Origin of the sequence: Streptomyces sp. NPDC002884, assembly GCF_040295245.1 — a bacterium.
Lineage (GTDB): Bacteria > Actinomycetota > Actinomycetes > Streptomycetales > Streptomycetaceae > Streptomyces.
On the sequence record NZ_JBEOVB010000007.1, the window covers coordinates 92,028 to 115,630 of the forward strand.

General features: G+C 68.3%; 24 protein-coding genes and 1 tRNA gene. 9 read left to right on the forward strand and 16 right to left on the reverse strand.

What is annotated here, in order from left to right; genetic code table 11:
- Nucleotides 1–198: 198 nt before the first annotated feature.
- From lysA to ABT070_RS16960, 3 genes are all read right to left on the reverse strand, one after another.
- Nucleotides 199–1,590 (reverse strand): diaminopimelate decarboxylase, encoded by a 1,392-nt coding sequence (gene lysA, locus ABT070_RS16950; protein ID WP_351760789.1) that lies wholly within the window; start codon nucleotides 1,588–1,590, stop codon nucleotides 199–201.
- Nucleotides 1,591–1,605: 15 nt separating this feature from the next.
- On the reverse strand, nucleotides 1,606–2,712 hold the full coding sequence (nrtL, locus tag ABT070_RS16955; protein WP_351760792.1) for an ArgS-related anticodon-binding protein NrtL: 1,107 nt from the start codon (nucleotides 2,710–2,712) through the stop codon (nucleotides 1,606–1,608).
- A 509-nt stretch (nucleotides 2,713–3,221) separates the two neighbouring features.
- Nucleotides 3,222–3,752, reverse strand: a complete 531-nt coding sequence (locus ABT070_RS16960) for a response regulator (protein WP_351761438.1) — start codon at nucleotides 3,750–3,752, stop codon at nucleotides 3,222–3,224.
- A gap of 120 nt (nucleotides 3,753–3,872) precedes the next feature.
- Between ABT070_RS16960 and ABT070_RS16965 the strand changes: the two genes are divergently transcribed.
- Nucleotides 3,873–3,944, forward strand: a tRNA-Arg gene (locus ABT070_RS16965).
- Nucleotides 3,945–4,177: 233 nt separating this feature from the next.
- On the opposite strand, the gene ABT070_RS16970 is transcribed toward ABT070_RS16965, so the two are convergent.
- Both ABT070_RS16970 and ABT070_RS16975 read right to left on the reverse strand, forming a co-directional pair.
- Nucleotides 4,178–4,615, reverse strand: coding sequence for a site-specific integrase (locus ABT070_RS16970; protein ID WP_351760795.1), 438 nt, complete (start codon nucleotides 4,613–4,615; stop codon nucleotides 4,178–4,180).
- Nucleotides 4,616–4,655: 40 nt separating this feature from the next.
- Nucleotides 4,656–5,270, reverse strand: coding sequence for a hypothetical protein (locus tag ABT070_RS16975; protein WP_351760798.1), 615 nt, complete (start codon nucleotides 5,268–5,270; stop codon nucleotides 4,656–4,658).
- A 448-nt stretch (nucleotides 5,271–5,718) separates the two neighbouring features.
- On the opposite strand from ABT070_RS16975, the gene ABT070_RS16980 reads away from it, so the two are divergent.
- The 4 genes from ABT070_RS16980 (at nucleotide 5,719) to ABT070_RS16995 (ending at nucleotide 9,448) form a co-directional block, all read left to right on the forward strand.
- Nucleotides 5,719–6,426 (forward strand): hypothetical protein, encoded by a 708-nt coding sequence (locus ABT070_RS16980; protein ID WP_351760801.1) that lies wholly within the window; start codon nucleotides 5,719–5,721, stop codon nucleotides 6,424–6,426.
- Nucleotides 6,427–6,549: 123 nt separating this feature from the next.
- Entirely contained in the window at nucleotides 6,550–6,858 is a 309-nt protein-coding gene (locus ABT070_RS16985) for a DUF6578 domain-containing protein (RefSeq protein WP_351760804.1), read from the forward strand.
- Nucleotides 6,859–7,262: 404 nt separating this feature from the next.
- A complete protein-coding gene (locus ABT070_RS16990; protein ID WP_351760807.1) occupies nucleotides 7,263–8,063 on the forward strand; it encodes an FkbM family methyltransferase in 801 nt (266 codons plus the stop codon).
- Between the two features lie 1,241 nt (nucleotides 8,064–9,304).
- The gene (locus ABT070_RS16995; protein WP_350776760.1) at nucleotides 9,305–9,448 is read left to right on the forward strand and encodes a hypothetical protein; all 144 of its coding nucleotides are present in this window, start codon (nucleotides 9,305–9,307) and stop codon (nucleotides 9,446–9,448) included.
- 458 nt (nucleotides 9,449–9,906) lie between these two features.
- Here the strand turns inward: ABT070_RS16995 and ABT070_RS17000 are convergent, their stop codons facing one another.
- The 7 genes from ABT070_RS17000 to ABT070_RS17030 all read right to left on the reverse strand — a co-directional run bounded on the left by ABT070_RS17000 (nucleotide 9,907) and on the right by ABT070_RS17030 (nucleotide 12,877).
- Nucleotides 9,907–10,272: a hypothetical protein gene (locus ABT070_RS17000; protein ID WP_351760810.1), complete on the reverse strand. Its 366-nt coding sequence runs from the start codon at nucleotides 10,270–10,272 to the stop codon at nucleotides 9,907–9,909.
- Nucleotides 10,253–10,750 (reverse strand): hypothetical protein, encoded by a 498-nt coding sequence (locus tag ABT070_RS17005; protein WP_351760813.1) that lies wholly within the window; start codon nucleotides 10,748–10,750, stop codon nucleotides 10,253–10,255. The genes ABT070_RS17000 and ABT070_RS17005 overlap by 20 nt, the downstream gene beginning before the upstream one ends.
- Nucleotides 10,747–11,013 carry a hypothetical protein gene (locus ABT070_RS17010; RefSeq protein ID WP_351760816.1) on the reverse strand — a complete coding sequence of 89 codons (267 nt, stop codon included), beginning with the start codon at nucleotides 11,011–11,013 and terminating at the stop codon, nucleotides 10,747–10,749. Before ABT070_RS17010 ends, ABT070_RS17005 begins: the two co-directional genes overlap by 4 nt.
- 146 nt (nucleotides 11,014–11,159) lie before the next feature.
- The gene (locus tag ABT070_RS17015) at nucleotides 11,160–11,381 is read right to left on the reverse strand and encodes a hypothetical protein (RefSeq protein WP_351760819.1); all 222 of its coding nucleotides are present in this window, start codon (nucleotides 11,379–11,381) and stop codon (nucleotides 11,160–11,162) included.
- A 376-nt stretch (nucleotides 11,382–11,757) separates the two neighbouring features.
- A complete protein-coding gene (locus ABT070_RS17020; protein ID WP_351760822.1) occupies nucleotides 11,758–12,033 on the reverse strand; it encodes a barstar family protein in 276 nt (91 codons plus the stop codon).
- Between the two features lie 77 nt (nucleotides 12,034–12,110).
- On the reverse strand, nucleotides 12,111–12,257 hold the full coding sequence (locus ABT070_RS17025) for a hypothetical protein (protein ID WP_351760825.1): 147 nt from the start codon (nucleotides 12,255–12,257) through the stop codon (nucleotides 12,111–12,113).
- A 305-nt stretch (nucleotides 12,258–12,562) separates the two neighbouring features.
- Complete coding sequence (locus ABT070_RS17030; protein WP_351760828.1) at nucleotides 12,563–12,877, reverse strand: hypothetical protein; 315 nt, start codon at nucleotides 12,875–12,877, stop codon at nucleotides 12,563–12,565.
- A 272-nt stretch (nucleotides 12,878–13,149) separates the two neighbouring features.
- Between ABT070_RS17030 and ABT070_RS17035 the strand changes: the two genes are divergently transcribed.
- Nucleotides 13,150–13,857: a hypothetical protein gene (locus tag ABT070_RS17035; protein WP_351760831.1), complete on the forward strand. Its 708-nt coding sequence runs from the start codon at nucleotides 13,150–13,152 to the stop codon at nucleotides 13,855–13,857.
- Nucleotides 13,858–14,139: 282 nt separating this feature from the next.
- Complete coding sequence (locus ABT070_RS17040; protein WP_351760834.1) at nucleotides 14,140–15,447, forward strand: HEAT repeat domain-containing protein; 1,308 nt, start codon at nucleotides 14,140–14,142, stop codon at nucleotides 15,445–15,447.
- A gap of 70 nt (nucleotides 15,448–15,517) precedes the next feature.
- Here the strand turns inward: ABT070_RS17040 and ABT070_RS17045 are convergent, their stop codons facing one another.
- Nucleotides 15,518–16,447, reverse strand: a complete 930-nt coding sequence (locus ABT070_RS17045) for a helix-turn-helix domain-containing protein (RefSeq protein ID WP_351760837.1) — start codon at nucleotides 16,445–16,447, stop codon at nucleotides 15,518–15,520.
- A 404-nt stretch (nucleotides 16,448–16,851) separates the two neighbouring features.
- Here ABT070_RS17045 and ABT070_RS17050 point away from each other — a divergent pair, with 404 nt between their 5' ends.
- Nucleotides 16,852–17,037 carry a hypothetical protein gene (locus tag ABT070_RS17050; RefSeq protein WP_351760840.1) on the forward strand — a complete coding sequence of 62 codons (186 nt, stop codon included), beginning with the start codon at nucleotides 16,852–16,854 and terminating at the stop codon, nucleotides 17,035–17,037.
- A 97-nt stretch (nucleotides 17,038–17,134) separates the two neighbouring features.
- Complete coding sequence (locus ABT070_RS17055) at nucleotides 17,135–18,007, forward strand: ANTAR domain-containing protein (RefSeq protein WP_351760843.1); 873 nt, start codon at nucleotides 17,135–17,137, stop codon at nucleotides 18,005–18,007.
- Nucleotides 18,008–18,110: 103 nt separating this feature from the next.
- Here the strand turns inward: ABT070_RS17055 and ABT070_RS17060 are convergent, their stop codons facing one another.
- The 3 genes from ABT070_RS17060 to ABT070_RS17070 all read right to left on the reverse strand — a co-directional run bounded on the left by ABT070_RS17060 (nucleotide 18,111) and on the right by ABT070_RS17070 (nucleotide 23,510).
- Nucleotides 18,111–19,181, reverse strand: coding sequence for a LacI family DNA-binding transcriptional regulator (locus tag ABT070_RS17060; protein ID WP_351760846.1), 1,071 nt, complete (start codon nucleotides 19,179–19,181; stop codon nucleotides 18,111–18,113).
- A gap of 130 nt (nucleotides 19,182–19,311) precedes the next feature.
- Nucleotides 19,312–21,756 carry a beta-galactosidase gene (locus ABT070_RS17065; protein WP_351760849.1) on the reverse strand — a complete coding sequence of 815 codons (2,445 nt, stop codon included), beginning with the start codon at nucleotides 21,754–21,756 and terminating at the stop codon, nucleotides 19,312–19,314.
- The gene (locus tag ABT070_RS17070; protein WP_351760852.1) at nucleotides 21,756–23,510 is read right to left on the reverse strand and encodes a glycoside hydrolase family 35 protein; all 1,755 of its coding nucleotides are present in this window, start codon (nucleotides 23,508–23,510) and stop codon (nucleotides 21,756–21,758) included. The genes ABT070_RS17065 and ABT070_RS17070 overlap by 1 nt, the downstream gene beginning before the upstream one ends.
- Nucleotides 23,511–23,603: the final 93 nt, after the last annotated feature.

Consider the following 23,603-nt stretch of genomic DNA (forward strand, 5'->3'; position numbering starts at 1 on the left):
CCCTTTTCCGTTCGACGTCCGTTCGACGTCCGCCGACGGCTCTCAGCGGTTTCCGGCAGCGATTCGGCCGACCGTCCGATCGGCCGTTCCACCGACCGCCCCGACTGCCGTTCCTCCTCGCAGTTCCCTCTGCGATTCCCTCTTGCCGTTCCCTCTGCCGTTCCTTCTGCCGTTCTCTCTCCTGTCGCGTCCCTGTTCTCAGCCCACGTCGAGCCGCAGCAGATCCTCCTCGGTCTCCCGCCGCACGATGACCCGCGACTCCCCCTCGCGCACGGCGACCACGGGCGGCCGCAGTACATGGTTGTAGTTGCTGGCCATGGACCGGCAGTACGCGCCCGTGGCGGGCACGGCGATCAGGTCACCCGGTGCCAGGTCGGAGGGCAGGAACGCGTCCTTCACGACGATGTCGCCGCTCTCGCAGTGCTTGCCGACGACCCGCGCGAGCATCGGCTGGGCGTCGGAGGTCCGGGAGACCAGCGCGACGCTGTACTCCGCGTCGTACAGCGCGGTACGGATGTTGTCCGACATGCCGCCGTCGACGGAGACGTACGTGCGCAGCCCGTCGAGGGGCTTGATGGTGCCGACCTCGTAGAGGGTGAAGGCGGTCGGACCGACGATCGCGCGGCCCGGCTCGACGGAGATACGAGGGGTACGGAGGCGGGCACCCTCACACTCACGGGTGACGATCTCGGTGAGCGCCTTGGCGATCTCGTGGGGCTCGCGGGGGTCGTCGTCGCTGGTGTACGCGATGCCGAGGCCACCGCCGAGGTCGATCTCGGGCAGCTCGACGCCGTGCTCGTCGCGGATGTCCTTGAGCAGTCCGACGACCCGGTGGGCGGCGACCTCGAAGCCGGACATGTCGAAGATCTGCGATCCGATGTGGGAATGCAGTCCGATGAGTTCGAGCCCGTCCAATTGAAGGGCCCGCCGGACGGCTTCCGCGGCCTGTCCGCCCGCGAGCGGAATCCCGAACTTCTGGTCCTCGTGCGCGGTGGCGATGAACTCGTGCGTATGGGCCTCGACGCCGACGGTGATACGGATCTGCACCCGCTGCCGCTTACCGAGGGACTGCGCGACATGGGCGACGCGCACGATCTCCTGGAAGGAGTCGAGAACGATCCGCCCGACACCGGCGTCGATGGCGCGGTGAATCTCGTCGACGGACTTGTTGTTGCCGTGGAAGGCGATGCGATCGGCGGGCATGCCCGCGGAGAGGGCGGTGGTGAGCTCGCCGCCCGAACAGACGTCGAGGTTGAGCCCCTCCTCGTGCAGCCACCGCACGACGGCCCGGGACAGGAACGCCTTGCCGGCGTAGAAGACGTCGGCGTCGGCCCCGAAGGCGGTACGCCAGGCACGGGCCCGTTCGCGGAAGTCGGCCTCGTCGAGGATGTAGGCGGGCGTGCCGTGCTCCTCCGCGAGGGCGGTGACGTCGACACCGCCCACGGTCAGCGCACCGTCGGCGTTACGGGTGACGGTGTGCGCCCAGACCTTCGGGTCGAGGGCGTTGAGATCGGCGGGCGGGGCCGAGTAGTGCCCCTCCGGAAGGACGTCGGCGTGACGGGGCCCGGCGGGGTGGGCGGAACGGCTCATCGTGGGCGTGCTCTTTCAGAGATGGTCGGGTGCGTCGATGCCGAGCAGGGACAGGCCGCCGGCCAGCACCGTCCCGGCGGCTTCGGCAAGCGCGAGCCGGGCACGGTGGGCGGCCGAGGGTTTCTCCTCACCACGGGGCAGGACGGAGGGGAGGAAAGGGGTCACGGCGTCGGCCACGGCAAGAAGATGCCGGGCGAGCCGGTCGGGAGCGTGCCGCTCCGCCGCCACGGCCAGGATCCGGGGATGGTCGGCGAGGGCGATCTCGAGTTCGCGTGCGTCCTGGACGTCTCCGGGGTGGGCGTCGAAGCCGAGGTCGGCGGCGTTACGGCTGAGCGCCCGGATGCGGGCGTGGGCGTAACGGACCCGGAAGAGCGGATTGCCCTCCCGCTGGGACAGGTGCTCGGCGGTGATCCGGGGCCGGTCATGAGCCGCGGGATGGAGAAGCGCCCAACGGCCGGCGTCGCGACCGAGAGGAACGGGATCGCCCGGAGCGGCGGGAACGGGCCGCACGTCGACCTCGAGCGGAGCCGGCGCCTCGGGCGTGCCGTACGCGTCGACCTCGGCACCGAGCACCTCGATCCACTCCCGCTCGGGACGCGCCACACAGCTGGTACGGACAAGGGCGCCCTGCGAACGCAGCAGCCGGGCGACGACACCCATGACGACGACGGCACGGACCTCATGAGGAGCATGCAGCTGCACAAGCTGCCCGGTAGGACGCTCGGCACACCCATACCCATGCCTCACCCCACTCCGACTCCCACTCCCGCTCCGGCTCCCGCTCCCGCTCCCGCTCCCGCTCCGCAGGATCTCCCGCACGAGCGCGCCCGACGTCTCCGCCCGGTGCAGGCTGATATTGAGGAACCCCGGCCCGGTGACGACCACGTCACTGACACCGTCGGCACCCAGGAGATACGGAAGGAGAACCTCGGCGACCCGCTGCGGCGGCTGCCCGGCCGGCCGCGCGAGCTGAAGGGCGATGTTGGTCGCGTAGTCCCCACAGCCACCGGGCCCGGGAGCGGTGACAACGGCCCGCCCCGGCACGACCACACGCAGCTCCCCGTCATCGACAGCACGACGCACCGCGCGCAGCACGGTACGGGAGAGCTCGACGGGAGTCACGGCACAAGCGTAGGGGAGGAGGGGGGTGGGTAGGCGACCCGGTTTCCCAGAGGTCCGGGATGTGGACGCGGCGGGGGGGGGGAGGGTGGGGAGTGGCGGCGCCGCGGGGCGGGGGCGGAGGAGCAGCGGGCATGGAGAGGGCGGGGCGCGCGGGCTGCGGGCGGGGGGAAGCAGCTGCGGAGAGGGCGGGGCGCGGGCTGCGGGGGCCGGGGCCGATGGTGAGGGCGGTCCGGAGGGCGCGGGACGCGGGCCACGGGGCGCCGAGCACGGAACAGCGGAGGGGGGTGGAGTGCCGGCGACGGCGGAGGGGCGGAGCGCCGTGCTTGGGGCCGTGAATGGGGCCGTGCAGACCGCTAGGGGCAGTGGTGCCGGGCGAAGGGTTCGACCAGCAGCGGAATCAAGAGACCCTCACACGCAGAGACAGAACGGGATGGATCGGGAGGGGAAACGGAAGGAAGGGACCTACGCCCTACCGCTGCGCAGCCTCGCGTCAGGCCTGCAGAAGGGTGTCACTCGGCCCCTGAGCCCGCACCGCTCGGCCCTACACCTTTCCCCGCCCCTACGCCTTCCCCTGCCCCCAACACACCACCGAGTCCCCTCTCCAACCCCAGACCGTCCCTACGCTCCATCAACTCCCGTACGACGGAGACGAGTTCGGCTGGATCGAAGGGCTTGGCGAGGAAAGCGTCGACGCCGACCTCGAGACCGGCCTCGACCTCGTACTGCGTACAGGCGCTGATGACGACCAGGGGGAGATCACGCGTCCGCGGATCGGCACGCAGCCGAGCGGCGGTACGCAACCCGTCCAACCGGGGCATGACGACGTCGAGCGTCACGAGATCGGGCTGCACCTGATGAACGACATCCAGACACTCGACGCCATCGCCCGCGGTCACGACCTCGATGCCCTCCAGCTCGAGATTGACCCTGATCAGCTGCCGGATGACCTTGTTGTCGTCCACAACAAGCACCCGGCCCGACGCGCCTGGCACAACTCGAGAGTAGGTCGGGACCGGCCACCGCGTCCGGGTTTTCCCCACTTCCACCCCGTGCGAGCGACCCACACCCCTCCCCGGACCCGCAGAAACCCGTTCATGAACACCCCGAGCGAGCTGGTAGTGTTCTACCCGTCGCCGCGAGCAACACCTCACGACCGACACGCCCCCGTAGCTCAGGGGATAGAGCAACGGCCTCCGGAGCCGTGTGCGCAGGTTCGAATCCTGCCGGGGGCACCCCTTATGAGGTGCCTAAAGACCCCGTCACCAGCGGAAACGCTGGGTGCGGGGTCTTCGCGTATGTGCAGGCAAGTGTCACTGGGAGCGGCCATATGTCGGAGGCCGCGGCCTATTCGCGGCCAGGCCGCAGGGCGGAAAACCGCAGGTGGACCCCGGGAAACGACGAGGCCCCCGGACCGAAGTCCCGGGGCCATCATGCCGCAGGTGCGTGTGTCGGAGGTGTGTCGGAATCAGGGCCCGCCGCGTGGCTCGTCCCCCTGGTGGCCGTCCTCGCCGAGGAGTTCGGCGATCCGACGGTTGGCGACGTCCTGCCGACCATCGAGGCATTTCACGTACCGGCTCAGCAACACCTCGACGCTGTTGCCCGCGCGCTCCGCAACCTCGGTGGGGTGAACGCCAGCGTTGAGCCAGGACGACAGCGCCGCGGGCCGCAGGCCGTACGGCCGAGCGGCCAGCGGCGAGGCCGCCTGCTCTGGCGTGAGGGTCAGGTGCCGCGCCTCATCCCAGACACGCCAGTACGTAGCAGAGGCGACCACTCCCCCACGTTCATTGGCGAACAGCCGGCCGTCCTTGACGGTGCCGAACTCTGCAATGTGCGCGTGGAGCATCCGCACCAGGCGGGGTGGGACTGGGACGATGCGCGTCTCGTTCGCCGGTCGGTTCTTCAAGCCGCGGTCGTCGTGAACGGCGCCGGTGCCGATCCAGCGCCTACCGACGGTCGGGCGGCTCTTCTCCAGGATCAGCGAGCCCCATCCGCTGTCCGGCAGTGTGCAGTCCTGTCGGCGCAAACGCCACCGCTTCGGCCGGACGCAGACCACCGAAGTACATGCAAGCGAACAGCGCGACGAGACGACGTCCGCGAGCCCGGCGGTACCCGCCCACGTACGAGACCGAGGCCAGGAGTTCCCCAGCCTGCCGGGGGTTCACGACGATACGGCGGTCCACTTCCTTGGTCACCCTGGGCGGCTTCCACTTCACCAGCGTGACCGGGTTCTCGGGGAGCTCCCCCAGCTCCACCGCATAGGCGAGGGCGTTGAAGAGGACAGCCCGCTTGCGCCGCACCGTCTCGGCGGCAGCCGTGGCCCCGGACAGCGTGAGCTTGAGCGAGTCGAGGACGCGCCGAATGTTCGCCGGGTTCTTGAGCGTCGCCAGCGGCAGCGACGCCTTGGCCACCCAACGCAGGACATTCGCGATGTCGACGGGCGGCGGTTCCTCGTTCGCGGCCTGGACGACGAAGGCCCAGCCAAGCAGTGCGCGTCGGAGCACGTCATCAGTCGGCCGACTTGGTCGGTCGTCGAGCAGCTGTGCCGTGACCAGTGTCATCGTCTCGTTGGCTGTCTGGGGAGTTCGGCGCGGCATGCGGCCAGTTCATGGCGATGTACGCCCGCGCGAAGTCGTACCAGGTGAGGGACGGTTTGGCGGATGCCATCAAGCCCCGGCTGCGCTCCGCTCTGCCGGGCGCGCTCCCGGCTCCGCTGCGGGCGCCGTTCGCAACCGCGGGTCCGTAGTGGCGTGCGTGTAGAGCTGCGGAGAGTGGTGGTTTAGGAGAGTGGACGTCTAACGGGGTGTAAGTCCTCTCGCAACGCGGCCTGTCGCTCACCTGGCCAGCGCCAACAAGTAGGGCGAAGCATGGTTACGTGCTGTCCTCAGTTTTTCCTCAACTTGACCACGCTCCCGCTTACGTCTCGTCAGACTGTGTCCCTCAGGTCGCCTCACATCGATTGCACCTAAACAAGCGCTCAAGTGTCGCCGACCGAAAGAGGGTGACGAAATGTTGCACTGGATCTCAGAAGCAGACTGGGGGACGGTTCCCGCCTGGATGAGCGCCGGGTCGCTCCTGCTTGCGTTTCGAATTTTCCTTAAAGATCGATGGAACTCAGAGCGCGAGCAGGTGGACGCGGTGGGGGTGTGGGCCACGATCGAATCGACAGAAAGGGTCAACGAAGACTCAGAAATGTGGTCGGCGATCATCAGCCTCACAATTAAGAACAATAGCAAACTTCCCGTTGACGTACTCGACCTAAGCTGCGGCATCATCGGTCGATCCATCCGAAAGAGCAGCAATTCAGAATCTGCGGCAAGTTTTGATGAATCGCCTCCAATGTTAAATATCAATGACAAGTACCACTCAAAAGGGACGAAGGTAAGGTTCGGCTCTCACCGTATCCCTCCAGAAGAGTCCTGGGTCCCTCCTTACGGCTACGAGATCTCCTACCTTCACCCCAAGGGATTGGACAAGGAAGAGAGCTGGGAGCTGGAAGTGGTCCCGCTCGTCTTGACCGTAGTCGACAATGCCGGGAGGATGTGGAAACTTCATCCGGCCTCGGGCTTCCGAGCGCGTCGAGTCCGCTGGTTGGAACGTAGAGAAATTTCGCGCAAGAGGAAGTGGAAAAGGTATGGCTCGGACGGCCTGCAAATGAAAAATGCAGACCAGGACAGCGGCTTCTTCGTGGTCGTCCAGTCAATCAAGCGCGACTAGTTGCACCGCGACTGACAACGGGACAAGCGTGCTCGCAAAAAGATCGCACCCGGCGGACAGAAGTCGAGCACCAGGCGCTGCATATCCGCATAGGGAAGCCTTCGCACTGGGGGACGTGGTCTCGTGGAATCTGCTGGAGGTGGACCCGGAGGACTACGCCGGCGTCGTCGGCAAGGAACGTGCAACTGGGATCGACTCCGAGAGGAGCACCACGGCCAAGAGGGCGAGCAGACGACGACCTTGCTGGAGGCGTTGACGATCACCGACCGTTACGCGGTTCCCCCAGCCAGCACGACCAACGTCCAAGGCCCGGTCCTGGGCACCACCGAACTGGTTCCCGTCAGCGAAGCGAACGGTTGGGCGGAGAGCCGACCAGACATCAGCTTCGCGGGCTACTTGGTGACGGCCCGAGCTACCAAGACCGAGGCATGACGGACGTAACCGGGACCCGCACCACAGCCGCACCAGATCGGGCGGGGAACAGCGGGGAACCACGGTGAATCGGGCCGAGTCCGACGAGGTCACACCGTGGCCATTCACCCTGGTCAGCGGCAAAATTTGCCCCACATGCCCACAGCTTCCCAAGCTGAGAGCGCGAGTTCGATTCTCGTCACCCGCTCCACCATGAACCCCCGGGCTGATGACGGCCCGGGGGTTTGTTGTGACGCCCCGGCCGGGCCGCAGCCGCTCCGCCGAGGGGACACCGGACAAACCTCGTGGCGGGTGTTCGGTAGCCGGCGCCCGCGGCCGGCACGGCCGCACTGCCAGGCGAGGGAATCGGCCGGAGTGAACCGCACGGGTTGGATTGCCGTCCCAGTACTGATAGTGACTTTGTCATGACCATGAATGCGATGGAACTGCACAGCATCAATCCTTGGGAGGTGTCCTTCCTGCGCGAGGAGGTGGACGGCTACTTCACCCACGGCATCGTGTGCACGCCGGGCGCGACGGTACTCGACGTGGGCGCCAACATCGGCGTGTTCTCGGCGACCGTGTACGAACGGCTGGACGGGGACGTGCGGATTTATGCCTTCGAGCCGTTGCCCCCACTCCACGCGACACTCGAGCGCAACGCTCGCGACTTCTTCAACGGGCGCCTGACCCCGCTCCCTTACGGCTTGGCGGCTCGCGAGGACGAGCTCGATTTCAGCTACGTTCCGGCCGCCACGATCTTCTCTTCTTCCTCGCGAGATCAGGGCAACATCGAGGCTGAGCGGCGCCGGGTCACCGCCAGCATTGTCGAAATGATCAGACAAGGCGGCCTGGGACCGGTCCTGCGCCGCGTACCCCTCCCCATTCTCACTGTTCTCGTCGGCCGCAAGCTGCGGGTGATGCGGCGCCTTGAGACGCACCAAGTGAAGGTCCGGACCCTGTCATCGGCGCTCGACGAGCAGAGCATCGACCGCATCGACCTGCTCAAGATCGATGTGGAAGGCGCCGAACTCGAGGTACTCAGGGGCATCGAGGAACGGCACTGGCCGCTGGTCCGCCAAGCCGTGGTGGAGGTGGAGCGCTGGCGGCAGAACCGCGACGCGGTCTGCACGACCCTCCTCACACACGGCTTCACAGTCAGCACCGAGCAGAACCCGGTCCAGCAGGCCGGCGACATAGGCATGGTGTACGCGATCAGGCCCTGACCGCGTGTGGCACCCGGCACTCGGTGGTCGACGCACTTGCCGGTCTCCTCCGCCGGGCTGCCACTCAGGGGGGATCCACGCTGCTCCGGAAGGACCACGGCAGGAGCTCAGCTCACAGCACCCCCGAGCCACCCCGACGACCGCTAGACCCGCTCCGCGATCGGACGGTCTCGACCTCAGCTACGCAGCGGTGATGCGGTGGGGTGACCGCCCGTTTGTCCACCGAGCGCGGTCAGCCGTCCTCCGTGTCCTCCGCACCAGGACGGCAACCCGCTTCCCACTCGGAGCGCAGACTGCTCGCCCGCCGCTGGGCATCAGCCGATCCGTCTGCTCATGCAACGGCGCATCTCCGACCAGGCGCCGCTCAGGAGGCCAGCAGTCCATATGCGCCGAGAAGCGCTCTCCAGAAACTGCGAACGGGCAGCCGATGGTCACCGCTCTGGGAGACACCAGGGATTCGAACGGTCGGCGGCCTACAGCCGTGCACGTCGGAGCGGTCAGTCCCACCAGCCGTCGCCGGTGTGCCAACGCCGCACCCACTCCTCGAAGCCCCACGCCCCGTCGCCGGGAGCCGGGATGGCGCCGACGTCGGCGATCATCCACACCTCGCCGCGGCGGGGGCCGGTGGTCAGCAGGAGCCAGAACGACTGCCCGTCCTCGGATCCGAGAACAACGGACCCCTCGTTGAATGTGGTGTTGATCCGCGGGTCCTCGGGGCCGATGCTCTCGTCGTCCTCCCAGAGCCAGGCCGCGTCCAGGGGGACTAGCTCTACTCACAGGCATTTCCCTCCGCGAGGTGCCGCCTTTCCGTCTCCGGAGACCGCGGATGCTGCGGCGCTGCTGTGGAAGGCGCGACGGTTGACTGCTGGCCAGGCCCGATCCGTCTCCGAGGGCGCTCGTTCGCTACGCGAGGACTCCCCTGGCGGGTAGCCCGTCAGCCCACCCTGACCCTGAGACCTGTCGACACCCGCCTGACTCGGTCCCGAGTTCCGAGCCGGATCGCCCGGGAATTCGCCGAGGGAGTACGGTCCCGTTCCGCGCAGCCGGCGTCTGAACAGTGGCGAGCCTGCGTCTCAACGATCTTTGACCGCGGGGGAGATCAACTTGAACACCGAATCATCATGATTGAGGCATGAAGCAGATTGAATCGGCCGAATAGGGTCGGGAACAAGGCGTTGAGTCCCTCAGCCCGGTGACGATGAGTCCGCTACGGAACGCACCGACCGGACCGGGGAGGACGAATGGGCAAGCAGGTCAAGTGCGGGTCGACCCAGACCAAGACCGGCAAACGCTGCCAGAAGCCGGCGATGATCGGATACTCCCGCTGCCAGTTGCACCGAGGCGAGTGGACTCCGCCGCAGCGGAAGAAGACCAAGAAGCGCTGACCTTGGGTCTGCTTGCCGGGGCGTCTCGAAGCCGTGGGGAGAAACCGTACGCAAAGCGGAGAGCCTGATGCCCGCCTTCTCGTTCCAGAGAACTACCCCGAACCAGCGACTTGGGCCTGAGGTGCCCCGTGGTGCAGCTGCTGCTCCGGATGGCCGTGTCGGCTGGGACGAGCTGACTCGGCCCTCGATCAGTCGGCGCGGTTGAGCACGTTTCCGTTCGTGCAGTTGTCGAAGGTGTTCCCGGTCTACGCCCCGCCCGCCGGGACCACGGCCAGTCCCTGGAAGCAGACCGCGGCGGCGCTGAGTTCCAGTTGTTCGCGGCGTTCACACCAGGGCCGAAGCTGCTGTCGTTGTCGGCGTAAGCCGGAGCGACGAAGGCGAGGGCGGCGGTCGACAGTGCGGCCAGCATCACGATCCGGGGCAAGTGGCCATCGACGCTGGAGGGTTGCAGACGACAGTCACAGCCAGAGAATCAGCGAGACGATCACGAAAAGCACAAGGAAGGGGCCGACTATTGCCTTACGAAGCTCCCGTTCACCTTTGCCGGGAAACATGGGGTCGTCGCCTTCGTCGGTGAACTGGATCGAGGAGGCTGCTTTGTCGGTCAGGATAGCACTCGCATCCCGGATTAGCGCTGCGGCCGCCTTCACATCACCTGATTCCTTTAGCATCGCGTCCACTTTAGCCAGCATCTCGGGCGAGGAAACTGCCAGACGCCTTACGTTTTGCTTGGTCTCCTCATCAATTCCTTCATTTCTGATAATTGTTTGGAATACGCTGCCGTTATTGGTCTGGATGTACTGATCAATCGCCGTCCCGGTCATGATCCCCTCCGCCGCATGTCGTGTTGCTCACCAGCGAGGGCGCACGGTCCGGGCTCAGGCGAAACGATGATGCGCACTCGCCTCCACTCTTGGACTGCCCCAGCGGGTCAGCCAGAATGAGTGCGATCAAGACGGCGGCGACAGCCGACACGGTGGCCACGCCTACCCGAGCAAACGGATTGAGTGCCTGGCCGATCGTCTTGACCAAGGTGGGGTACTTGTGCGTGACCCACAGGACGAATACCACGCCAATGAGGGCGAAGACGAAGACTCGATCCCGCACGAATGCCCCGACATGCTCGTCGGAAGACAGTTGCACCAAGTGCGCTATGAACCATTCGAGAGTTGGCAATACATAAGGGAAGTACCTATTGATAAGTTCGAAACCGAACAAGGCTGCCAAAATGGCTAAGACGGCACCGAATGCATAGTAAGCGATTCCAAGCCACCCCGCGTTACTGAATGCGGGAAGCTTCACCGCTTGCCGTCGCGATAATTGGTCTGCGACACGCTGCCATTGTTCGTCTCAATGAACTGCCCGTTGACAGTGACGCGACCCGACCGTGCGTTATGAGGAGGGGGAGTGTTGGCGGTGCCGCCGTCCGGCTGTGTGTTGCTGGCAGGAAGCGTAGGAGTCGGGGTGGGGTTGGCGGTGGGACGTGAGCGTGTCCACCGAGCGGTGATCACAGCGCCGCCGAGTAGGAACGCTCCGCCGATCAAGGCGGTGAATATCTCGATCATGGAGCCCTCAGAGCGTCCGTCAACGGTCATCAAAATGCTACCTGCTACAGGTAGTTGAGGACCCAGGCATCCGTCAACGAGGACACGCAACAGCGAGGCGCAGCAACCAGTCCCGTCCATGACCGTGTGGACTCAGCACATGTTGATCACGCGAACGGTGACAGGCCCTTGCCCTCCAGGTAAGCGAGCAACGAGTCAAGGCATGCGGCTGGTGTGGCCAGGTCGGCGCGGAAGAATGAGTCCTCACCGAGAGGCACACCGCTGACGATGACCATCCATGCCGCCCGTCGCTCGACCATGCGGTCACCGTCGACCTTGAAGACAGTCGTGACTCCGCGCTCGGCCAGCCACTCCATCAGTTCAAGCATGTCCACTCGCACCCCTCCGGGGAGATCGTCCCATCCCTAGCGGCACGGCTGCTGGGCCGTCCCTGGGCCGTCCGAAGGCGACCGACGCTGACAGTCGGCACCCACGGGTGACCACCCCCACCCCGCCCTGGCCTGGGGCCTTGCAGATGATCTGCCGCACTGGACGTGTTATGCCTGCACCCGGAGAACTGAGCTGACGTGCGCTGATTCCGCGCATCGGGAGCCGCACCGGGTGAGTGTCTAACTGCGTGACAACGTCGACGAACGCCAGCGGACCACCGTCGCAGGCGAGAGGCGCCGCCGCCCAAGGCAGCGCCCCCACCCCAGTTGCTTCGGGACGAAGAGGTCCGTCTACCAGCCGTGCCCGACGGATTGCTCATTCCTGCCCGTACGTGGCGACAAACTGGGGACGGTATGTATCCCGGTAGCGGTCGAGTGCCTCTCGGAGCTTGGTGGCTCCTCGGGGAACGGCGACGACGAGATGGTCCCAGCCCAGGAATCGAAGGTGGTCCGGGATCTGGACCAGGCCGGCGATCGAGTCCCAGAAGGCGTCCCAATTCATGCCGTAGAAGTCTGGAAAGCCCAGCTCTCGCTTCAGTAGGAGATGCAACATGCGCTCATCGGCTACCCCACCGACATCTATGGAGACCACGGGGACACGGTGTCATCTCCAGGCCGCATCCGGTGGCGCAGCGGAGTACACAACACCAGGACAGCCGAGAACTCGTCCTACTCGGGCTGGACTCCGATCTCCCCGGCCCGGTGGCGGACGTGGATGTCGCCGGTGACGGACTGGTGCAGCTCGTCAGCGTTCGCCCTGAAGCGGCCGAACTGCTGGCTGAGCTGATCACGGTGGGACTTCGAGCGGAGCTGCAAGACGGGGCGGCTGAACCACCCGCGCGGATCGGCCAGGGTGCCGGACTTCGCCGTGCGCGGTCCCAGCCGCGGACGTAGTGCACGCCGGGCGCCAAGTCCTCCGCCCGTTTGGCCACCACTCCTCGCCGGTCGGTCATGGTGTCAGATCCTTCCCTTGTGTTCTTCGGGGGTGGTCGGTGCGTGCTCGACGCCCTCGCGGTCTCGACTGAATCCGCTCGCCAGGGCCAGGCGCAGGAGTTCCGCCAGGCGGTCGGCCGTTTCGGGCGATACCCGGCCCAGCTCGACGAGGCCGTACCCGAAGGCATTCAAGTACGCGCGTAGGTAGCAGGTAGGGGAAGTCCTTCTCCAGGCCAGCGCGCACGAGGGGGCCGGGCAACGGGGCCGGGCAGGATGACCGGAGCTCCCATCACCAGGCCCTCACCGATGCCCTTCTCGGGAGCGGTGACCTTGAACATGTCCGAACCGCCCGCCGCGATGAACACCGACTCCGGCACCATGAGACGGTCGCTGGTCACCGGGTCGACGGCGATCTCACCGGTCTGGCGGTCCTTCACCTTGACCTCGGGCAGCTTGGTGACGAGAAGCGTCGCGGCCGAGACGCCTACGGGGATGACACGCATTTCTTGAACCTCACTGGGCTGGTGAAGCGTCAACGCCGTACCGCTTGATTCTGGTTGATTCTGGTTGATTCTGGATATCCCCCTGGACTGCAGCGGGGCGGCCCGCCCTGACTGCCCAGGGTGGGTTGACGACTCCGTTGGCGTCCTCGTGCGTGTGGGCACGTCTGCCGCGCCGGGGCAGCCGCCTTGAAACAGCAGGAAGGTTCCCCTGTTAGAACCAACCGCGTCCGCCGCTGCGCCGAAAAGCGCTCTGCTTTCACCACCATGACCACATGAGTTCGCCTCGTGGTGACCAGGAACCTCTCCCGCTCGATGACGTCCAAGCCCAAATCGGAAAGCGGCTCGACGACGTCGCCAAGATCCTCGCCGGCGCTCTGGTCACGGTGGCCGGCGTCATGACCACGCTGGGGTTGACGAGCGATGTCGTGTTCGTCGCGCTCAACAACGAGTCGTGGCCCATCTACGTGGCCGCGCTCAGCGCCATCCTCGCCATCGTTTGCAGCATCGTCGCCCTGCTCATCCACCCGACGCGACGGGGCAACGTGTGGGAGACCGTTGTCCTGGGTCTGGGTGTCGTCTTCTACATGGTGGCCTTGAGCGTGGCGGTCGTCGGCGCTGCCCAGGCGGCGAGTGGGAGCGGGCGTCCGACGCTCACCGCCGTCACGCTACAGGGGCAAGGATCCCGTCAGAAGCTGAGCTTCAGCCTCCACGCGGACGGGGTTGAGCGGTGGGCGAGTGTCAACGTGCACGTGACCGCCGTAGACAAAGACCAGAATGATCTACCTGGTCTGAAGGACCTCTACTCCGTCAGCCTCAGACCCGACGACAAGGGCGAGATCGACCACGAGATCAGCATGGCGCTCCCGGATCTCAAGAATGCCTGGGGAATCCAGATCATCGCCGCGAATGCCGACGGGAACGACCTGTGTGAGGGGCGGTCCTCTCAAGGCCCCTCATGCGCGGTGGTCCAGTTCTCCTGACCAGAACGGGGAGCGAGATGCGCGGAAGATGGGTGAGCTGCAGCCAGGGCGACATTGTCCAGAGCGGCAGTTGGATTCTGCGCCGAATCTGATGTGCTGCCCTGGCCAGATCATTTAGGGCCTTGGGTCGACCGGCCCGCCAGGCACTGCGAGCGGACATGATGGCGCATCCGAGCGGCATACTTCAGATCCGACCCAGCTTTCGAGGTCACGTACGTGGTGTGCGACGTCCTGCCAACTGTCGGAGACTCGCGAAGCGCTGGAAGCGCTGGAGGGGGAGCAGTGGGCGGCGACTTGGTGCGGGGGCTGAGGGTGCCGGGGCGGCGTGCAGCGGCGGCGGAGGCGTTGGTTGCTCTCGGGGGCGACGCGGTGGAGTGGCTGGTGCGGGAGTTGGCGGACGGGGAATCGTCCGTGGACTGGCGGCCGATTGCCGCCGTGATGGGAAGGATCGGGGAAGCCGACGCCTTCGACGGCCTTCTCCACGGTCTCGCCTGCGCCTCCGGCGAGAGCTCGCGTGAGCGCCTCGGCTTCGCGTTCTCCGGCTTTGGTGCGGCTGCCCTTGAGCGTTACACCGCCGCCCTTTCGCATCCCGTGCCGCATGTGCGCCGGATGGCGGTCCGCGGGTTCCGGCGCTGCGGCGACGATGCCCGGTCCGCGGTCTCTGTCCTGCTGCCGCTGCTCGGGGACCCCGACCGGGAAGTCGCCCAGGAGGCGCAGGAAGCCCTGGTACTGCAAGGCGAGCACGTCGTTCCGCTGTTACGGCGTGTCCGGGAACGAGGGCCGGGCCGGCAGCGGGCGCGGGCCCTGACCGTGCTCGCCGAGCTGGGAGGTGAGGCGGCCCTGTCCAGCTCCGACGTGGCCGCGGTCGAGCGGCTCATCCGCGTCAAGCTCCCGGACGACCGGCCGGAAGGAATGTGGGCGTGCTGGAATCACTGGATGGCCGTTCCCGGCGGTGACCAGGCCGGGATCATGGACACCCTCGGCCTGGTCGACCCCAGGCCCGTGACCTTCGCTCTCGGCAACCACATCGTCGACACCGACAGCCACGGCTTCGGGCCGGAAGACCCGTACAACGGCTACGAACGGGTCTTCGTGACACCCGAACTGGACGGCTGGACTCTCGTTCTCGGTGCCTGGTGCGATCCGTGTGGTGGGGAGCGCGGCAGCGAGGTGCTGCGGCTGTGCACCGAGCTCAGCGCCCGCTACGGTCGGGCACACGCGTACTACTACGGCGGTCAGGGCGACGGCTCCGCCTGGGTCGTCGCCGAGCATGGGGGCGTCGTCCGCCGGTACTGCGAGACGGGCGAGGGCGAGGACGAGTTGCTCACTCTCGGCGAGCCGCTGCCGTTCGAGCGGGCGCGCCGTGTGGAGTTGGGCCTGGCGCCCGAGTGGGATGCCGCGCAGGAGGAGCAGGACGCCGAGGACGAGTGGCGGTGGGCCGCCCACGACATGGCCGCCGATCTCGCCCGCTCCTACGGCGTCAGCCCGCTGCACATCGGCCCCGACACACCGTCGCGGGGAACCGGCGTCATCGCCCTGACTCCGTACGGCCTCGCCCACGGTGTACCGGCCGGGGCCTACCGGATCTGAAACGTCCGGGGCGGTGTGCAAAGCCCTTTTCGGGGTGGCGGGTTCGAGGGCGTGGCCGATTCGCCTCGCGCTATCGCTCCGCGGCTCCGCGGACGTCATCGACTCCCTCGGCACCTCCGGTGAGGCGTCTTGTGGAGTGCCTGGTCACGTAGGTGTCCAAGGGTTCCAGTGCGCCCCAGGCCTGGTCGAAGCTGTCCGCGAAGTACGCCAGGAACCGGGGATTGTCGACGCTGAATCCCGTGAGCTGTCGGCGGCCCGCGCCGGAGAAGGAGAGAAAGGTGACCGTGTCGTCGATGAGGCCCATGTTGTACCAGGCGCAGGAAGCGCTCCACGGCATGACGCGTGCCTCGTAGGTGTAGAGATCCGTGACCTCGTCCTGATGCTGCCTCAGCCACTCGAAGTAGGTCGCTTTCGGTACGCCTTTGGCTTCGGGGACGCCGATGATGCGCCGTACGCTCGCGCACTCGGCCGAGTTGTCCCTGGCCCACTGCAATACCGCTTCGTAGTAGGAGGCGGGTTCCGTGGATCCCCAGTGGGTGGGAGGGTGGAGCCGCACGTAGGTGAGGCGGATTTCGGACCGGGCTGCGCGAATATGATCGGCTGCGGCCTTGTAGAAGACGGGCGGGTTCGGGTAGCACACCATCTCCATCTGGGAGGCGCCCTGGAATGCCTCGGAAAGGTCCGGCGCCGTAGCGGAATTCCTTGGGCCGAGGTGCGCGCCCGGGGCGTCCCGCTTCAGATCGTCGAGTTCCGTCTTGGCCGTACGCCACAACCGGCCCCAGTGTGCCCAGTCGCCCCCGAGCGCGGCCACCAGACGGCGGGTGACCGTCTCGCTCGCGAGGCGGTGTCCGTTGAGCACCTCGGAGACGGTCGCCGCACTGCACTGGGCCCGGGAGGCGATCGTCTTGACCTGGGGCTCTCCGGCGGTGATGCGCAGCCGTCGTAACTCCGCGGCGAAGCGTCGGACGGGCGCTGTCTCGGCATGCTGGTCGGCGCCCATGGTGCCCCCTCGAATGCGTTCCTCACTATGCGACCGGAATGGTCCCACCAGTCCGTACGAAGGCGCAGGGTTTCTCCGAAGTCCACCGAATTCCGACGAAGTCCATCGAAGTTCGTCTGCCTTCGGTTGCATTCGGTTGCATTCGGTTGCATTCGATTTACTTCGGTGTACTTCAGTGCACTTCGGTGAAGAGTATCGGGGTCATGAGTGGCGGGCGCTTATGCGTTCGGCGTCTTGCGTGCAGAATGCGGTCGGGTTCCGTGTCGGTCGGGGCATCCCGGAATTCATGGACGGCCGACAGGGGAACTGGTCGAATGAACCTCACTTCGGGCAGGGCCAGGCAGGGCAGGAAGAGGTGAGGAAGCGTGTGCACAAGCTTCAGGACAGTGCTTCACGATCACTACATGGCGTTCCTGGCCATTCTCGTGATCGGAATCATCCTGATCATCGCGGGCAACGGGATCTCGGAATCCACGTCGATCTTTCTGGACTGTGTGCTCGGTGCGGCCGGGCTGGTCACGGCCTATGCGCTCACGGCGCCTCCTGGACCGGAATCCCCGGCCCGGGATCCCGCCCCTCGTCCGCTGTGACGGAAGGCGGTGGGTTTGCTCCGCGGGTTTCCGGTTAGTCGTTGGCAGTGCTTGGCAAGGAGGTGAATCGGACTCACCGCGGATCGGAGCCCTTCGTATGAGCCAGTTGCCCCGGCGCCCGGCCGAAGGAGGCTCGGCGGCCTGTGCGTCCGACTTCGGGTCCGGGCAGGGAAGCGCGGTGCGGTGGCGGCAGGACGATCTCGATCTGCGCAATCGCCTGTACGGCCATGCCGGGGTCACCCGCGCCGAAGGGGTGTTGCTCCAGCGCTACGTCCTCGGCTCCACCGATGAGGCGTTCGCGCTGTTGAAGGACGCATCCCAGCAGTTCAACATCAAGCTCTCCACGCTCGCCGACGCGGTCGCACGCACACCCGCGCCCGATCCCGACGCCGACCTGTGGTTCCCGGGGCGGGTCCGGCGCGGGCCGCCCGCGCTTCCCGGCCTTCCGGTGGAGCGCGGCCGGGGCACCAGCCAGGGCGCTGTCGTCGCGGCGGCCCTGCAACGGGTGCTGTCGATCACCCAGACGCCCATGGGCAACGTGCAGCTGAGCGAGAAGGGCCGGCTCCGCCTGGTCCGGCACACGGGTCTGAACAGGTACTTCTGCGACTTCTTCGCCTTCGTCGACGCCCCCACCACCTCCTGCGCGCAGGCGGCCGGTCAGCGTCGGCAGGTCACCGTGCGGGACGTGGAGTCGGCGCCGGTGTTCGACGAAGCCTCCCGCCACGCCATCCTCCAGACGGGCAGTCGGGCCGCGCACAGTGTTCCGCTGGTGAACCGGCTCGGCGTGCCGCTGGGCATGGTGTCCTCCCATCACGAGCGACCGCTGACCGGCTTCACCCATGCCGAGCTGGCCGCGCTCCGGCAGACGGGCAGCGACGTCGGCCGCTGGCTGGCCTGGCACTGGAACACCGTCGTGCTGGACGCCCTGGAGCATCTCCATGCCGCGGCCACGCGGGGCCCGCGCGGTTGACCCGGTCGGGCCCGGCCGCCGAGTGAAGTCCGTCAGGTCGGCCTCAGCATCAACTTCGGCCTCTGTTTCGGCTTCGGCTTCGGCATCAACTTCGGCTTCTGTTTCAGCGTGGGACGGTGGTGCTGCGGCGGACGCACAGGTCGACGGGGACGAGCGTCAGCGGGCTTCCGGGGGTCGACGGGCTGTCGATGCGGTTCAGCAGGATGCGCAGGGAGATCGTGCCGATGTCCGTGAAGTCCGTACGGATCGTGGTCAGCGGCGGAAGGAAGTGGGCGGCCTCGGGGATGTCGTCGTAGCCGACGACGCTGACGTCCTCCGGCACCCGGCGGCCCGCCTCGTACAGGGCGCGCAGGACGCCGAGGGCCATCTGGTCGTTCGACACGAAGATCGCGGTGACCGACGGGTCCTTCGCGAGTTCGCGGCCCAGGTCGTAGCCGGAGTCGGCGCTCCAGTCCCCGATGAGGGGGGCGTGCACCTCGGCTCCGGCCGCCTGCAGGGTGGCGCGCCAGCTCTCCGCCCGGCGGTCCGCCGAGGTCCAGCCCGTCGGGCCGGCGAGGTGGTGGACCGTGGGGTGGCCGAGGGAGAGAAGGTGCCGCGTGGCCTTGCGGCCGCCGGTGCCGGCGTCCGAGGTGACCATGGGGGTGCCGTCGCCCAGGTCGTTGTCCATGACGACCAGGGGGGTGTCCAGGTGGGCCTCGGCCAGGGCCCGGGCCACCCTGACCTGGGGTGCGATCGCGATCACGCCGTCCGCGCCCTCCGCCGACAGCCGGTCCGCGGCCCGTACGACCGTGTCCCGGTCCGCGGTGTCCAGCGCGATCGAACTCACCAGGTAACCGGCCTCCTGGGCCGCCGTGTTGATCGCGGTCAGCGTCGAGGCGGGGCCGTAGCGGGCCGCGTCGAAGGAGATCACGCCGAGCATCCTGGTGCGGCCGCTGGCCAGCGAGCGGGCGCTGCTGCTGGGGCGGTAGCCGAGCGTGCGCATGGCCGCCCGGACCGCCTCCCGGGTCTCGGCGCGGACGGCCGGATGGTCGTTGAGCACCCGGGAGACCGTCTGCTTGGAGACTCCGGCCAGTTTCGCGACGTCGTCCATGACCGGACGCGAGCCCGCGAAGTTGCGTCTGCTGCGTCCCCTGCTCGCCGGGCCGGCCGGGCCGTCGGCGGCGCTTCGGGTCATGGTGGGGGCTTCTTCCTCGGGACTGGTCCGGGACCGGTCGCACTGGGTCGCCCGGCGGACCCACAGGATAGGCCGGGCGGACGAGGAGGCAGGGGTCAGGTCGGGCCGGGTCAGGTCAGGTCAGTTCGGGTCAGGTCGTGCCTAGCCTCCAGGTGCGGGTCGTGATCCGTTCGGCGTGCCGTATCTCGGCGATGCCGGGCGGCGGGGTGACGGGGAGGTGGACCGCCGCGTCGGCGGCGAGCGGCAGGATCCGCAGGGTGAGCGGCTCGCCGGGCGGGAGTCGGTCGAGCGCGATGTCCCACGGGCGGCCCGTGAAGAACTGGTCGGCGACGAGCGTGTCCCCCACGTAGGCGCGGGCCACGTCGCCGGTCCAGTGCAGGCGCAGCAGATCGGCGCCGGGTGGGGCCGGGGCGCCGGCGCGGGAGTCCGGTACGTCGACGCGGTAGACGGCCGCCTTCGTGTCGTAGTGCTCGTCGGCCGGGGCGCTCGCCCGGCCCTGCACGCCCGTCGCCGGGGCCGGTGGCGGGCCCGCCGGGCGCAGCGCGGTGAGGGTGACGGCCGGGACGGCGGGCGCGTCCTCGTCGGGGACGAGCGTGTAGCGGGTCAGGGCGCCGTCCTGGCTCTCCTTCACGGTGGCGCCGGGTGCCTTCGGTGGGCGGGGCGGGGCCGGGAGGACGGAGAGGGAGACCGTCGGGCCGGGGGTACGGGGTCGGTCCGTGTCGTCCTCGTCGCCCGCGGTGCGGGGGTGGATGCGTACCTCGTCGTCGTTCGTCGCGTCGAAGACCACGCCCTCGGCGCACAGGACGAGCCGCTGCGCGCCCCAGGCCTCGCCGCGGTAGGCGGTGCGGGCGGTGGCCGCGTCGAGGACCAGGAGGGCGACCCGGTCGCCGGCCGGTGTCTCCGCCTCGACCAGGGCGTCCGTGCCGGGGCGCAGGCCGGTGATCAGGATGCGGTCGTCGTCGGTCAGGGGCGTGACGTCCGCACCGGGCGGGGCGGCGACGGTCGTCACCGTGCGTGCGTCCAGGGCCAGTTCGGGCTCGATGCCGTCCGTCGCCGCCAGCACCAGGAACGTACGGCCGTCGTCGTCCACGATCGTGCAGACCGGCTGGGCGGTGGCCCAGTCCAGGCGCAGGCCCGCCACGTCCAGCCGTAGCGGCCAGCAGAAATAGGCGCCCGAGGGGACGGTGACGGGGGTGCTGGGGAGGGTGAGGGGCGGGGCTTCGGGGAAGGCGATCGTGAAGCCGGTGTCCGGGTGGTCGGGGAGCGGCTCGTGCGGCTGGTGGTCGGTGACGAAGAGGAAGCCGGCGGCGCGGCCGTCGCCGCGGACCGCCCAGCGCAGGGTGTCGCGGTCGTGCTGGCCGCGCGGACGGCCGTCCGGCAGCACCGACCGCATGGGGGCGATCACCTCGCCGAAGTCCGCCAACAGCAGGTGCTGGAGGCGGAGTTCGTCGTAGGAGGGGCGGTACTGGCCGTACTCGCCGAGGGGTGCCTGGAAGTCGTACGTCAGGACGGGGAGGTCGTTGGGGTAGGCGGTGGCGTGGGACTCCTGGAGGGTCGTCCGCTCCCCCGTCGGGTTGGTGCCGCCGTGGAACATGTAGTAGCCCTGCCAGACCGAGCCGCAGCCGATCTTCGTGAGGCCGAGGGCGCCGATGTCGGCGGCGTCGACGCGCGGGCGGCGGTGGTAGGCGACGGCCATGCCGCCGCCCAACTCGCAGGTGGCCCAGGGGAACCTGTCCGCGTAGGTGTCGGGATCCGCGCCGCGCACGGTCGTCGGGCGCAGGTCGGCGCCGATGCCCTCGTCGTCGCGCTGGTGGGTGAAGAAGAAGTGCTTGCGGCAGGTGTCGGGCCAGCCGCCGTCGGCCTCAGTCCAGAAGGCCTCGGGGTAGCCGCCGTAGAGGGGGAGCAGCTCGTCGTCGGGGAGGTGGACGCCGCCCCAGGCCGTCGAGGTCCAGAGGGGGGCGTCGAGGCCGGCCTCCTGGGCCATGCGCTTGAGGGTGCGGAGGTGGCCGGGGCGGTCGTAGAGCTCGTTCTCGATCTGGATCGCGACGATCGGGCCGCCGTGCGCGCGGTCCAGGCCGTCGAGTTGCGAGGCGATCGCCTCCAGCCAGGGGCGGACGGCGGTCAGGTAGGCGGGGTCGTCGGTGCGGGGGGCTGTCGTGCGGGCGAGTACCCAGTCGGGGAGGCCGCCGTTGCGGACCTCCGCGTGCGACCAGGGGCCGATGCGGGGGACGAAGTCCAGGCCGTGGCGGGCGCAGAGCAGGGCGAAGCGACGCAGGTCGCGGTCGCCGTCGAAGCGGACGCGGCCCTCGGTCTCCTCGTGGTGGATCCAGATGACGTACGAGGCGACGACCGTGACCCCGCCCGCCTTCATCTTCAGCAGCTCCTCCTCCCACTCCCGGGCCGGGTACCGGGAGTAGTGGAACTCGCCCGAGACCGGGAACCAGGGGCGGCCGCCCCGGGTCAGCCAGCGGCTGGTCACCTCGACGGGGTCGGCCGCAGCGGGCGCGTCGGCGAAGGGGAGATGGCCGCGGAGCGGGGGCGCGGGAGGCGGCGGAACGCTCACCCGGTGCCGCATCAGGATCGCTCCGGGCCGAGGTCGGGGGTGTCGGTGAGGTGGGCGTCGAGGGTGGTCGTGCCGTGCAGTTCGAGGACGACCAGCTCGTTGACGCCCGGGCGCAGGGCGGGGGCCGGGACGTAGAGGGTGCCCTGCGGGCCGCGGCTCCAGTAGCGGCCGAGGTGGAACCCGTTGATCCAGGCCTGGCCCTTGGTCCAGCCGGGGAGGGAGAGGAAGGTGTCGGCGGGGGTCCGTACCTCGAACGTGCCGCGGTGCAGGGCGGGTTCGGCGGAGGTGGCGGTCTCGGCGGGCGCGAAGTCGGCGGTGACCGGTACGTCGTCCAGGGGCAGTGCGTGGGAGTCCCAGCCGTGCAGGGGCACGCCGTCGAGCGTCACCGGGCCCAGCAGACCCTTGGGGACGCCGATGCGGGGGCCGTAGTTGACCCGGCCCATGTTCTCCACGAGCACCTCGAGCACGGCGTCGGGGCGGGGGACGTGGACGGGCAGGGTCTCCTCGTAGCGCTCGCGTTCCAGGACGCCCGCGGGGGCGCCGTCCAGGAACACCTGGGCGCGGTCCCCCACTCCGCCGGTGAAGTGCAGGAGGCCGGCGCCGGGGGTGGGGACGGTGGTCCGGTACAGGGTGTATCCGGCGCGTTGGCCCAGCTGGTCGGCGGAGCGGGGGTCCGTGGCGTGCACGGGGCGGTCCGCGAGCGGCAGCAGGGGGGCGCGGTGGGTCAACCGGACGGCGGTCGCCGGGAGTTTGGGCGACGGGGCGGGCACCGGCTCGTCCGGGACCGGGGCGTGGCGGGCGATGACCTCGCGGAAGGCGTGGTACTTCGGGCCCGGGTCGCCGCTCTCGGTGAGCGGGGCGTCGTAGTCGTAGGAGGTGACGGTCGGCACGTAGGCGTGGTGGTGGTTGGCGCCGTTGGTGTGACCGAAGTTGGTGCCGCCGTGGAACATGTAGATGTTGACGGAGGCGCCCGCCGAGAGGAGCCGGTCGAGGTCGGCGGCGGCGTCCGCGGCATCCCTTCCGTGGTGCGGACCGCCCCAGTGGTCGAACCAGCCGATCCAGAACTCCCCGCACATCAGGGGGCCTTCGGGCTGTGCCGCGCGGAGCCGCTGGAGGGACTGGTCCACCCGGCTGCCGAACGTGCCGGTGGCGAGGACTCCGGGCAGCACGCCGTTCTTGAGGTGATCGCCGTCGGTCTGGTCGCAGGTGAAGAGGAGTTCCTCGACGCCGCGCGAGCGGAACGAGTGCTCGAGATGCTTGAGGTAGGCGATGTCGTCGCCGTAGGCGCCGTACTCGTTCTCCACCTGGACGGCGATGACCGGGCCGCCCGACGCCGCCATGTGCGGCAGGAGCGGCGGGAGGAGGAGGTCCAGGTAGCGGTCCACGACGTCCGTGAAGCGGGGGTCGCTGGTGCGCAGCCGGATGTCGGGGTCGGTGGTGAGCCAGTGGGGCAGACCACCGCCGTCCCACTCGGCGCAGATGAAGGGGCCGGGACGGAGGAGGACGTGCAGGCCCTCCGCGGCGGCGAGGCGCAGGAAGCGGGGCAGGTCGAGGAGTCCGTCGAGGACGAGGGTGCCGGGTTCGGGCTGGTGGAGGTTCCACGGGATGTACGTCTCGACCGTGTTCAGGCCCATGAGGCGAGCCTTGCGCAGCCGGTCGGTCCACTGGTCGGGGTGGACGCGGAAGTAGTGCAGCGCGCCGGAGAGGATGCGGAACGGTTCGCCGTGCAGGAGGAAGGCGTCGGAGGTCGTGGTCAGGGCCGGCATGCGAGTCCCATCGTCGGGGCGGACGTGCGGGTGCGGTTGCAATTGCGGTTGCGGGTTTGTGCGGATGCTGGTGCGGGTGCGTTGTCGCGCGGG